This window comes from Suipraeoptans intestinalis (assembly GCF_034091795.1).
GTDB classification, from domain to species: domain Bacteria; phylum Bacillota; class Clostridia; order Lachnospirales; family Lachnospiraceae; genus Suipraeoptans; species Suipraeoptans intestinalis.
Genome location: NZ_JAXFXH010000011.1, coordinates 80732 through 92804 on the forward strand (window position 1 = coordinate 80732; position 12073 = coordinate 92804).

At 48.2% G+C, this 12073-nt stretch carries 12 protein-coding genes and 1 pseudogene; 3 read left to right on the forward strand and 10 right to left on the reverse strand.

What is annotated here, in order from left to right; genetic code table 11:
- Positions 1 to 19: 19 nt before the first annotated feature.
- From selD to SOW26_RS03870, 5 genes are all read right to left on the reverse strand, one after another.
- Complete coding sequence (gene selD / locus SOW26_RS03850) at positions 20 to 1060, reverse strand: selenide, water dikinase SelD (protein ID WP_154476739.1); 1041 nt, start codon at positions 1058 to 1060, stop codon at positions 20 to 22.
- Between the two features lie 257 nt (positions 1061 to 1317).
- Positions 1318 to 1926, reverse strand: coding sequence for a sulfurtransferase-like selenium metabolism protein YedF (yedF, locus tag SOW26_RS03855; protein WP_276958555.1), 609 nt, complete (start codon positions 1924 to 1926; stop codon positions 1318 to 1320).
- A 332-nt stretch (positions 1927 to 2258) separates the two neighbouring features.
- A complete protein-coding gene (locus SOW26_RS03860) occupies positions 2259 to 3146 on the reverse strand; it encodes a YitT family protein (protein WP_154476741.1) in 888 nt (295 codons plus the stop codon).
- A 29-nt stretch (positions 3147 to 3175) separates the two neighbouring features.
- Positions 3176 to 3832 (reverse strand): GTP pyrophosphokinase, encoded by a 657-nt coding sequence (locus SOW26_RS03865; RefSeq protein ID WP_154476742.1) that lies wholly within the window; start codon positions 3830 to 3832, stop codon positions 3176 to 3178.
- 87 nt (positions 3833 to 3919) lie between these two features.
- Positions 3920 to 4450, reverse strand: coding sequence for a cob(I)yrinic acid a,c-diamide adenosyltransferase (locus tag SOW26_RS03870; RefSeq protein WP_276958554.1), 531 nt, complete (start codon positions 4448 to 4450; stop codon positions 3920 to 3922).
- A gap of 145 nt (positions 4451 to 4595) precedes the next feature.
- Between SOW26_RS03870 and SOW26_RS03875 the strand changes: the two genes are divergently transcribed.
- Positions 4596 to 4859 (forward strand): hypothetical protein, encoded by a 264-nt coding sequence (locus SOW26_RS03875; protein ID WP_154476743.1) that lies wholly within the window; start codon positions 4596 to 4598, stop codon positions 4857 to 4859.
- 103 nt (positions 4860 to 4962) lie between these two features.
- Here the strand turns inward: SOW26_RS03875 and SOW26_RS03880 are convergent, their stop codons facing one another.
- From SOW26_RS03880 to SOW26_RS03890, 3 genes are read right to left on the reverse strand one after another with little or no spacing between them, the layout of a single operon-like run.
- Complete coding sequence (locus SOW26_RS03880; protein WP_320651913.1) at positions 4963 to 6384, reverse strand: ABC transporter permease; 1422 nt, start codon at positions 6382 to 6384, stop codon at positions 4963 to 4965.
- Positions 6350 to 7828 (reverse strand): COG1361 S-layer family protein, encoded by a 1479-nt coding sequence (locus tag SOW26_RS03885; protein ID WP_320651914.1) that lies wholly within the window; start codon positions 7826 to 7828, stop codon positions 6350 to 6352. The genes SOW26_RS03880 and SOW26_RS03885 overlap by 35 nt, the downstream gene beginning before the upstream one ends.
- On the reverse strand, positions 7825 to 8535 hold the full coding sequence (locus SOW26_RS03890) for an ABC transporter ATP-binding protein (RefSeq protein ID WP_320651915.1): 711 nt from the start codon (positions 8533 to 8535) through the stop codon (positions 7825 to 7827). Before SOW26_RS03890 ends, SOW26_RS03885 begins: the two co-directional genes overlap by 4 nt.
- 340 nt (positions 8536 to 8875) lie before the next feature.
- Here SOW26_RS03890 and SOW26_RS03895 point away from each other — a divergent pair, with 340 nt between their 5' ends.
- A complete protein-coding gene (locus SOW26_RS03895; RefSeq protein WP_320651916.1) occupies positions 8876 to 9580 on the forward strand; it encodes a lysoplasmalogenase family protein in 705 nt (234 codons plus the stop codon).
- Between the two features lie 25 nt (positions 9581 to 9605).
- Here the strand turns inward: SOW26_RS03895 and SOW26_RS03900 are convergent, their stop codons facing one another.
- Positions 9606 to 10970 (reverse strand): aldehyde dehydrogenase, encoded by a 1365-nt coding sequence (locus tag SOW26_RS03900; RefSeq protein ID WP_320651917.1) that lies wholly within the window; start codon positions 10968 to 10970, stop codon positions 9606 to 9608.
- 780 nt (positions 10971 to 11750) lie between these two features.
- Here SOW26_RS03900 and SOW26_RS03905 point away from each other — a divergent pair.
- On the forward strand, positions 11751 to 11954 hold the full coding sequence (locus SOW26_RS03905) for a hypothetical protein (protein ID WP_320651918.1): 204 nt from the start codon (positions 11751 to 11753) through the stop codon (positions 11952 to 11954).
- A 26-nt stretch (positions 11955 to 11980) separates the two neighbouring features.
- Here SOW26_RS03905 and SOW26_RS09700 read toward each other — a convergent pair.
- Positions 11981 to 12073 (reverse strand): annotated as a pseudogene (locus SOW26_RS09700) (IS3 family transposase); the annotation flags it as partial.

The window sequence follows — 12073 nt, forward strand, 5'->3', positions numbered from 1 at the left end:
GTCTGTCCCTCTTTATTTTTTACCACAAGCGGATCAGCCGCTCGCTCTTTTCCGCCACTGTCCCAATGACAGAAACGGTCGTATCCATCTTCATCTTTTTAAAATCCTCCAGAATCGGCTTTACCTCTTCCGGCGCCACACTGATCAGCAGGCCGCCTGACGTCTGGGGATCGTACAAAAGATCCAGATAATGTTCTTCAATATTTCCTGCCTCCACCTTGCCAAGCGAATATCCCTTGTTCTTGTAGGCGCCTGCAGGAATCAGCCCCATCTTGGCATAATCGATAGCATCCTCAAAATAAGCGATATCCCTTACCCGCAGGTCAAAGGTCACCTCGCTTGCCGAAGCCATCTCCACACAGTGTCCCAGAAGGCCAAAGCCCGTAATATCCGTACAGGCAGAAACCCGATACCGGTCTACCACCTGCTTCGCCTTTTTATTCAGCGACGCCATGACCGTCTGCGCTTCTTTGATGGCGGAAGGAGAAGCAATCTCTCCCTTGATGGCCGTATTGACCACTCCGCTTCCGATCTGCTTGGTCAGGATCAGCACGTCTCCGGGTCTGCATCCAAAATTTTTAAAGATCTTGTCCGGATGCACAAAGCCGGACACACAGAGCCCGTACTTTGGTTCTTCGTCCTGCACGGAATGTCCTCCTACCAGGACGGCTCCCGCCTCTTTTACCTTGTCTGCCCCGCCTGCCAGGATATCCCCCAAGATGGCAGGGTCCAGACAGTTGGGAAAGCCGACGATATTTAAGGCTACCGCCGGCTCCCCGCCCATGGCCCATACGTCGCTCAGCGAATTGGCTGCTGCGATCTGACCAAACATATACGGATCATCCACGATCGGGGTAAAAAAGTCCACCGTCTGGATCATGGCAATCTCATCCGTCACCTTGTATATGGCCGCATCATCAGATGTTTCAATCCCCACAAGCAGGTTCTCGTCATAAAATTTAGGTAATCTGCCCAATACTTGAGCAAGGGTCTCAGGACCTATCTTGGCTGCTCAGCCGGCAGTCCTTGCTAATTGCGTCAATCTTACATCTGATTTCATGCGTACTCCTCTTTTCCTCCGGCAGCCTTATGGTCTGCCTTTTTCTTCCTCAGTCTCTCTTTGTGTTGCCTTGTTTCTCCCGTTTTCTGCCGGTTGTTCTCCCGGCGCGGCAAATTCCCTGTCTCCGCCATCCTCCCTCTGATTCCGGGGATCATGGGCGTAGCACCATATCCGCTGCCGCCATTTCCTCTGCCATGGAAAGCATCATGGACGCAGTACCACGTCTGCTGCCGCCATTTCCTCTGCCATGGAAAGCATCATGGGCGCAGTACCACGTCTGCTGCCGCCATGGTTTCCACGATGCTGTACATATTTGTTACAGTACCGACTGCCAGCTTCTCTTTTAATCCGTAATAATCCAGGCAGGTGCCGCAGGTTCTGATCTCTACGCCCTGTGCTTCCATTCCCTTCAGATCCTCCAGAGAGTCCGAACCTTCTGCCGTCAGGGTTGCTCCGCCGTTGTAAAAAAGAATGGTCTGCGGAAGCTCATCCAGCTGGGAAACGGCAAACAAAAAGCCTTTCATCAAAACCTTGCCCAACTCGTCGTTCCCTGTCCCCATACGATCCGAGGATACTACCACGATCTTGTTTTTCCTGGCCGTTACGTCACAGGACACCTCTGCCTGCGCGATCTGCTCCTCTTTTCCCTCTCCCACTTGGATGCGTACCACATAGGCGCCTTCTCCCGTCTTCTCCGAAGTCACCTCTCCGCCGGACTCCCTGCCCAGCTTCGTCACATTCTGTACCGCGATCTCATTGTCCACCTGCACCTCTACCACGCCTGCTCCTCCTAATTCCTGGAGCGCTTTCTTTGCCTTGATCACCGGGATCGGGCAGGCATCACCCATTGCATTTACCTGAATCATTGTATTTCCCACCTTTCTGTTCTTTTCTGAACGGTTTACTTATAGAAATATTCTATCACTAAACCGTTAAAAGGTAAACGGATTTACCGCATTTTGTAAAACTATTTCGCAGATGGTCTCCCGCCGCCGTTTTCTGCGGGCAAAATAGCAGACTCCCTCCCGAACCGCACAGGAATCCGTCGCTTTCCTGTACCGTCCGGGAGGGAATCTCTCTTGTCAGATTGCCTCTTGCGGCAATCCCTTTTTCTTCTTTGTCCGATATCTTTTTCTTTCGTATCAGACCTCTTCACGGCTCTTGCGCCGCTACGTGCCTCTTTTTCCGATCTGTCTTCCTACAGCCTCTTTTCAAAGTTGCCATCCACGGAGCATCCTTCCGTAAAGATCATGAAAGCCTCCGGATCGATGCTTTTTACGATCTGTTTGATCTGCGCCACCTCATATTTGGAAACCAGTACAAACAGAATATAGGACGTCTTCTTCGTATACGCCCCTTCTCCGTCCCAGTTGGTCACCCCTCGCCCTGTCTGCTCCATGATCGCCTTGGAAATCCCAAGCTTCTTGGTGAAGATCATCACACTCATGTTGATGTTCTGGATATGTACTCTGTCGATAGCCACCGCCTGTACCGTCGTGTAGATCAGAGAATATACCACGATCTCCACATCAAACAGAAGAAGGCAGATGGCATACACCATAATGTTGATGATGATATTGATCTGTCCCACGCTGATATTGGGATACAGCTTGGCACAGCACAGACCGATAATATCCTGGCCGCCTCCCGAGGTCCTTCCCCGCAACACAAAGCCCACTCCGATCCCGGCAATGATCCCGCCGATGATACAGCTGGTAAGATAGTCTTCGATCACCGGAGTCCTTGCGATGGGGACCAGAAGAAGAAACGCACTCTGCATGGTAACGGTCACCACCGTTTTTAGCGCAAATTTCTTGCCTAATACCCGATATCCCATGTAAAACAATGGAATATTCAGAGTGAAAAAGATAGCTCCGGTCATGTCCATTCCGGCAGGCAGCGGAAGATGGAGCTTTTCTTTTAAAAACAAACTGATCAACTGGGAAATACCGGTAAACCCTCCGTTGTACAAATTCAGCGGGATGATCAACTGATTTACCGCAATGGCAAACATCAGACTGCCGCCGATGGCATAGATCGCCTGCGTCAACAATTCTTTTCTTCTTTTTGTCAGTATGCTGTTCATTTTTCTTTGCTGTCCTCTCTGTCCTTTGTCTATTTCCTCTCCTGCTCTCTGGAACAGGCAAGAATCTCCTCATTTAACGATAACATCTTCTCATCCAGGGTGGATACCATATCCGCACACTCCCGCAGTTCCCTGCTGATATGGGCCGGCGCGTTGCCTTCAAACTTATAGTAGATCTTGTGCTCCAGACTGGCCCAGAAATCCATGGCAATGGTCCGGATCTGGATCTCTACCTTGGTGTCCACCATCCCGTCTGACAGATAGACCGGAACCGACACCAGCATATGGTAGCTTTTGTACCCACTGTCTTTTGGCGACTTATTGTAGTCCTTGATCTCGATGATCTTCAGATCTGTCTGGCTTGCGATCATATTGGCCAGACGATAGATATCCGAGGTGAACGAACAGATCAGCCGCACTCCCGCAATGTCATTGACGTACTTCACCATATTTTCCACGGAAATTTCCTTTTCATACTTCCGTAGCTTCTTTACAATGCTTTCCGGCGTCTTGACTCTGGTCTTGATATGCTCAATGGGATTGTACTGGTGGACGTGCTGAAACTCATCGTTTAAGATCTCCAGCTTCATTTCCACCGTTTTGATCGCCGATGTGTACAAAAACATGATCGTCTTCCAACTGTCCACATCCTCATAATTCTTAATCGTCTGCTCTATTTTCTCCATGCATTTTCCTCCGGCAGCCACCTTGCTTCGGACTCAGTATAGCATAAAATTTTCGTTTTCAACAGACGACTTCTCCGATTTTCTTTGTTAAAATTCTATCCCTTCCCGCGCCATGACCCCCTGGTCGTAAGGATGCTTGACCTTTCGGATCTCCGTAGCATAATCCGCCGTTTCCAGCATCTGTGCAGACACCTTGTGTCCTGTCAGGACGATCTCCAGTCCTCTTGGCTTATGCTGCAAAAAGCTCAGCAGTTTTTTTTCACTCAACACGCCCAATGCAACTGCGCAAAGCGCTTCGTCCAGCACCAGGAGATCAAATTCCGAGACGCCGCAGAATTTTACGATCTCATCCAGCGCCTTGTTATTATAGTGGAACAACTCCTGCTTTTCCTCTGTGTTCATCTGACTGACAAACTTTACCGGTTCTCTCCCGTACAAACAGGTGATGTTCTCCATGCCTTCCAATACTTTTCTTTCATTCGACTGATTGTCCTTCAAAAACTGGAACACCAGTATCTTCAGACCGCTGCCTGCCGCCCGGACAGCAAGTCCTACCGCCGCCGTCGTTTTTCCCTTTCCATCTCCGTAATACAGATGGATCCTTCCTGTGCCCCACATCACTTTTTCTTCCCCTCCATTCCACACGTTATATAATACATACAACACATCCCGAAAAAAAACAAGCAGAACCTGATTTCCTGCTGACAAATCAGGAAAATATGGTACAATGGGCGATAGCAGGAAACAAAGAAGGAGGCTGTTTATGTTTCGATTATGGGGAAAAGAAATGAAAGACGGGCGTTTGCTCCGAGATACGGTGATCTGTGATGACTCTGCATCTTCCCGCACGCAGAAAGTCCTGTCTGCTCTGGAGGCTGTCTGTATCGCCTTTGATCTGAGTAAACCTATCTGGCTGGATTCTAATATTGCGGAATTCCGGCGACTGGATAAGACCCGCTTTCATCAGGATCATTTTGTGGAAACCATCGATTTTGACTATCTGGAAATCCATGTGATCGAAGAATAAAGGATGCTGCCGGCTTCTTTTTCGCAAAAAAACACCTTTTCGCCTCCCTGGTATTTCTCTTATCACCAGGGTAACGAAAAGGTGTTTGTCGTACAAACGATAGTTAATTGTTACGGATCGCTTCCAGCGGACTTAACTGCATCGCCCGCTTTGCCGGAAAGTATCCTGCAAGGATCCCCACCAGCATGGCAAATCCCATGGACACCGGCACCATCCACCAGGGAATATAAGAAATGCTGGCATTCAGCCCGATCTTTTCTCCGCTGACCAGAAAATTGATGGTCCCGGATATCAGGAAGCTGAAAGCATTCCCCAAAAGGCCGCCCAGCAGTCCGATGAACGCCGCCTCCAGCAAAAACATCTGCTTGATATTTTTCAGGCTGCAGCCCAGTACCTTGATCACTCCGATCTCCTTGGTTCTTTCATAAATGGACATCATCATCGTATTGGCGATCCCGATGGCCGCCACCAGAAGGGACACGGCTCCGATCCCTCCCAAAACAGCCTGGACAATGGCAAACTGACTCTTCATGGCGTCCAGATATTCCGCATTGGTCTCCACTTCGTATCCCATGTCCCGGATCTGGCTGGCAATGGCATCCACATGCTCGATCTCATCTACATGTACCTGTGCATATGTATAGACAAATTCCTTATAGGGCTTTCCGGACTTCGTTTTGGGCTGTCCCGGTATGACGCGGCCGGCAAATTCCTTCTTTAAGATCCTCTGAAGGGAATCCAGATCACAGTAAACGCTTCCATAATGCATATTGTACTTCTCGATGCCGCCGGCGATCACTCCGCTGGGGCGGACTACATATTTACTGCTCGCTTTCTGCGATGCGGTCTCCGCCGCATTTTCTGTCTTATTCTTATCTGTCGTCACCATGCTGTCCAGGACGTTGTTGCCGGAATGATAGTTTTCCGGATCAAATATCACGAACATAGAATCCCTGGCAAAATTAATATCCGGAAGCCTTCGGGTATCATAATATCCTTTATTCGTTGCCTTCTCATAAAACAGAGTGGGAATCCCATTGCCATACAAAAATTCCAGAGAGCTTCCCGGCTTCGGCAGGTTGCCGGATGCCAGCTTGATGTTCATCTCTTTCAGTTCCTCCGGCTTCATGGCGATCAGGTCCGCAGTCCCTTCGTAGATTCCTTTCAACAGCAGGATGTTCATCTGGTAGACAGGAGACACCTTTTCTACATGTTGGATTTCCGACAGATGTTTCAACAGTCTCCCGTCTATGTATTTCTCTTCTTTCTTGGAACTGCCTCCGTCTCCTTCCGTTCTGCCTCCATACATGACTTCTCCGGCATTGCTCCCCCGCACCTTGATGGAAGTCAGACCGCCCGATTCCTCCACTTCCTTATAGAGGGATCGCTGCATTCCCATCCCCAGCGAGATCATGACTACGATAGAGGCGGTACCTATGATAACGCCCAGTACCGTCAGGAACGTTCTGAGTTTGCGCCTTTTCAGATTGCTACTGCTTATCCTCAGAAGATCTATCCACCTCATCCAGCAATCCCTCCTCTTCGTTTGCCTTTAGTTTCTTTTTTCTCCTCCTTATGAGAACGACTGCTGCGATCACCGCTGCCAGCACTCCCACACCGCCTATTATCAGTTTTGCAGGAGATTTTGGCTGCTCCGCCGGCACTTCCATGCCAGCCGCCATATCTTCCTGGCTCTCCTGGGTCACCTCCAGCTGAAACTCCTTGGTTACTGTAGAAACATTTCCCGCTTCGTCCTCATAGCTGACCGTCATAGTGATCTGCGCCGGCCCTTCCGTTTCTGTTTTTCCCTTCAGCATACTGTCAATGCTGCCTTTTCCGCCCGGTTCTACATTTCCTACAAATATTTCCGACTTTTCAATGGCCGCTCCTTCAAACGTAGCCTTTACGTTGTACAGCTTGATCTTTCCCAGATTGTACAGCGTCGTCATCACATTCGCTTCTTCTCCAACCGCAATGGATTCCGGGCTGATCTCAAACTGGCTGAACTCAAATCTTGCTTCCTGCTTTACAGGAATAGAAAGATTCGATGTCGCCTGAATCTGCGCCGCATTGGCATCTTCATATTTCATACTCAGTTCAATGTTATAGGGCTTTTGTACCAAATCCGCTTTGGCATTCATGGCGATGGAAATATCCGCTGTCCCTCCTGCCGGGATCCCTTCCAGATAGATGGAGCTGGATCCGGAGGACGGGAGAAACGCCGGGGAGCTGGTAGCCTGCTCGCTGCCCTCTGCCGGGGCGTTCAGGTCGAACAGCATATTATTGACCCGCATGGTTTTGGAAGTGTTGCGCAGATGGATCGTCAGGGTAAAGTCCGTTCCGGCTTTCACTTCTCCCGGATTGGTGGTAAATCCTGTCACGATCACACGGGGAACGGAAGTATTTCCGCCTCCGCCGCCTCCTGCGCCGACATAGCTTGCCTCTGCGTTACTCACTCCTGTTTCTGCCATGCTTTCTCCTCCTTTTGCAGCTTCCGCCGCCTGTCTTGTTTCATTGGCTGTTGTGCCAGCCGGTATTTCCTGTGTTTTTGCCGTCGTATTGATATAAATAGTCTCTGACTCCGTTTCATTTCCGCCGGAACGAATCCGGAATCGGATCCGGGACGTGCCCGTAGGCATCTCATCTTTCTGGGTGAAGGCAAAGTTGACTTCTTTCTTCTCTCCCGCCTTTAGTCCGATCTTCTTTGCGCTCTGCTCCTCCCGAAACGGCCATACATCATTTTTACTTGCCAGCTCCGGCGTCACGGATACTTCCTCCAGATCCTGCCCGGAAGAGTTGGTCACCACTACCCTGATCTCCTGAGATCTTCCCGCCTGGAAGGTAAACTCCTTGTTGCTTTTTACTTCTACCGCCGCCACCCGGTCTGCCGCCAGAGGCACCAGTGGTATCCCTACGCACAGCAGGACTGCCGCCAGCAAAATCGCTCCGCTCTTTCTAAGTGTTTTCATGATTCTTCTCCCCTCTTTTCCCTGTTCTCTTCAATTTTTAATATCTTTCCGTCGCGGATGTGGAAAATCCGATCTGCGTAAGAAGCCAGCTGTACGTCATGCGTCACCATGATCAAGGTTTTGTTTTGTTTTCTTACCACGTCCTGCATCAGTGTCATCACATCCTCTGATGTTCTGGAATCCAGATTTCCGGTAGGTTCGTCCGCAAAGATGATCTTTGGATCCAGCACCAGCGCTCTTGCCACACCCACTCTTTGCTGCTGTCCTCCCGACATCTGATTCGGGAAATGTTTTTTATGCTTCTGCAGCTTCACCAGATCCAGCATCTGATCCGCCTTTTTCATGCGGCTGTCCCTTCCCTCTCCCCGGAATGCCAGAGGAAGCGCCACATTCTCCCTGGCGTCCATCGTTCCCAGAAGATGAAAGGACTGAAAAATAAATCCTACATTTTCTCTTCGGAAGCGCACCAGCTCTTCCTCGTTCATTTTTTCCATATGCTGTCCCGCGATCACGACTTCTCCTTTGGTGGGTTTTTCCAATCCCGCCAGCATATTCAGCAGCGTCGATTTTCCCGATCCTGAAGTTCCTACGATCGCACAAAACTCGCCTTCATACACTTCAAAGCTCACGCCGTTCAGCGCACGCACCACTTCCTCTCCCACGCGATACAGCTTATACAACTCTTTTACTTCGATTACTCGCTTCATAGACCCCCTCCTTGCTTCAATACCCTCAGCATACAATACATTTCTAAAGTTATCCCTTAGAAATTCTTAAGATTCTTTGAATTTTCAGATCCGCTCCACAGCCACTCCGGCACATCCCAAAGCACACCGTCATCATTTTCCTGCCGGATCCTCCTGAGGGAGCATCCGGGTAGGACATCCGTAAAATGGTTCGCGAAGCATGTGCCGGCAGGAAGCATTTTGCCAGGCATTTTTATATTGTATCTCCAACAAACCCATTCCTCTATTTGATTTCATCCCCGCATTGAAACCCTTGAATATTTTAGTTATAATATAAGAAAATACGTACACGAGGGGTTTTATGGAACATATAAAGTTTATTTTTGTATTAGTATTTGGCATTCTTTCTGTCCTGATTTTTTTAGTCATAAGAGTCTGCAAATGCGGGATTCCCGGAATCCTGTCCAAGACAATTGCCAGTCTGTTTTTTGTCTTCACCGGCTTATCGGCATCTTTTGTCTCCTCCGGCCATCCTGGCGTGAAATTTGTACTCATCGGCCTGTTATTTGGTATGCTGGGCGATATTTGGCTGGATCTTAAAGTCACCTACACCCATGATGGAAAGCCGTGGCTGTATTCCGGTTTTGTTTCCTTTATGCTGGGACACCTGTTTTATATCATCGCCATCATCCGCATCAGCCAGATGAACTTCTTCTTTGTTCTGTTCTCTCTGATCCTTGGAATTCTTTTGGGATGCCTCGTCATTTCTCTGGAAAAGGTCATGAAACTGCAGTACGGGCCTTACAAAAAAGTCTCTCTGATTTATGTTTCCCTCCTGTTATGTGCATCCATGACCGCCTTTTTGGCCTGTTTCCAGACAAATTTCAAAAACACCTCCCTGTTGCTTTTCTTTCTGGGAAGCCTGTTTTTCCTGGCGTCGGATTCTATTCTCTCCGCCACCTATTTCGGAACCAGACGCAAAGAGGCGCCTGTCTGGATCATATTAAACCATGTGACCTACTACGCTGCGCAATACCTGATCGCTTCCTCCCTTTTGTTTTTGTAAAAGCGGCTTTGAAGAGCGTTTCGCTTCAAAAGATTTTTTTAAACAGCTTCCATTTTTTGTCGTCAAAGGGTTGGTAGCGGAACGGCACATCTATCCCTCTGATGCTCTTTACCACCCCTTTTTTGTGGCTTAACGCATCAAATCCATATTTTCCATGATAGCTTCCGATCCCGCTCAGGCCCACCCCGCCAAAGGGCAGCCGGTGGTTTGTAAAATGCACTACCACATCGTTGATACAGCCGCCCCCATAGGAAATGGAATGGATCACCTGATCCGCCACTTCTTTTCTGTTTGTAAACAGATAGCATGCAAGAGGCTTTTCAAGCTCCTTCACCTTCCTGATTACCTCCTCCAGACGGCGATATGAAATGACAGGCAGGAGAGGGCCGAAAATTTCTTCCTTCATGATTTCCCTGTCAAAATCCGAATCGGGAAAGATGGTCGGCGCTATTTTATTTGCCGCTTCATCTGTCTGTCCGCCAATCACATGTTCTTCCGTGCGTATCAGTTCACACAGCCTGTCAAAATGATGTCTGTTTATGATCCTGGGGTAGGTCTTGCTGCCGATATCATAACGCTCCTCCAGTTCCCTTTTTAACTCCCGGATAAACTTTTCTTTTACACTTTCGTGGATCAAAACATAATCAATAGAGATACAGGTCTGACCTGCATTTAAAAACTTCCCCCAGGCGATTCTTTTGGCAGCCAACCGGATGTCCGCGCTTTCTTCGATCATACACGGACTTTTCCCGCCCAGTTCCAGCGAAACCGGGATCAGATGTTGGCTGGCGGCGCTCATGACTTTTTTCCCGACGCTGGGGCTGCCGGTAAAAAAGATATAATCATATTTTTGATGCAGCACAGCATCATAAGCCGTGTCTATCTCCAGGCAGGAAATGTAACGACGTTCAAAGGTTTCATCCAGAATCTCTTTCATTACATTTGCGGTGTGGAGGCTGGTTCTGGAGCACTTAAGCACAGCACAGTTTCCCGCAGCCATCGCAGCCACCAGCGGAGACATGGTCAGATTAAAGGGATAATTCCATGGCGACATGATCAATACGATCCCATATGGCTCGCTGTATACATAATCAACAGAGGGAAATGTCCCTATACTCCCCCACACCCTCCTGGGTCTGCTCCATTTTTTCACCTGTTTCAACGCCGTATCGATCTCGCTGTATACCATTGCGACTTCCGTCATAAACGCCTCTGTTTTGGACTTCCCCAAATCCAAATACAATGCTTCCAGAATCCTGTCTTCCTTTTGCCGGATCGCATCCTTTAATTTCTTTAATTGCCGGATTCGAAACCCAATGTCCTTCGTCTGGTCTGTATGGAAAAATTCCCGCTGTTTCTCTACTATTTTTTCAACCATATTTCTCTCCATCCTCTCCTGAACTTTTTTATTTTTCTTTCTGAGACCTTCTCTGTTTTTCTTCCTTGAACTCTTTCTATCCCACAGATCGTCTGCCTGTTTTCTGTACCGGCAATCCGTTCTTTCCCTCTCTTCCCCCACTGCTGCAGTCCATTCTGGCAAACGATTCCCAAAGTGTATGTTGTGCGGACACTTCAAATTGATTCGATTTCTCCTCACGGAAAAAAGGAATCTCTATCGTATATCTTTTCCAAAGCATATACGGATAGGTCTGCATTTTAAGAGAAAAATATTCATTTCCTTTGCTTTCCTGATAACTGATCGGGGAAAGCGAAAAAATATCTCTCATCTTAGCGTGGGAAGGAATCCTAACAGCTTATCAACCCTGCTGTAAAAAACAGTTCCAATTATTCAAACTGCGATCCTGCCGACTCCTCCTGATTCTTTTACAATCTGTGGACATAAAATCTAATATATGACAATTATATAATATTTTTCATATACCTAAAAGCTACAATTATCCATTTCCTAATTCTAAGAACCACTTACAAACGCAGAAAAAAGAATCCCGGCGACGGACCTACTTACTCGGAATCCCTTAATTTCAAAGTTTTTACAGAACGACTTCCAATAGATTTTGTAAATCAAAAACTCCTGATAAGACCGCATTTTACGGAAATTTCCGCTTGCATGCGTCACCCCCCCCTGATAAAATATAGGTATAATCATATCTCTCATACAGGCCATGTGTTTGCATCAGAGAAATCATTTGCAAATCAAAGGAGAAGACTTATGAAAAAACAAACGTATCGGACAGGACTATGGAAAGTTCTGAGTGTGGTGCTGGCCTCCTCGTTCGCGCTGGGACTTGCACCTATGTACACACACGCAGAGACCTTACAACCAGGGGACTACAGCGCAGACAATTCTCTATCGAGTTTGCTTGGTGATGGGATGACATTTTTGTCACCGGATGATATTGTCAATATTGGTTGACACATTTATCTCAAAGATATCACTGCCTATGCAGCCAGTCCCAGAGATTGGTAGTATCTCTGGCGCTTGATCATCGGAGGAAGCCCACCGTTAGCAGAGCAGATCCTCCTGTTATTCCA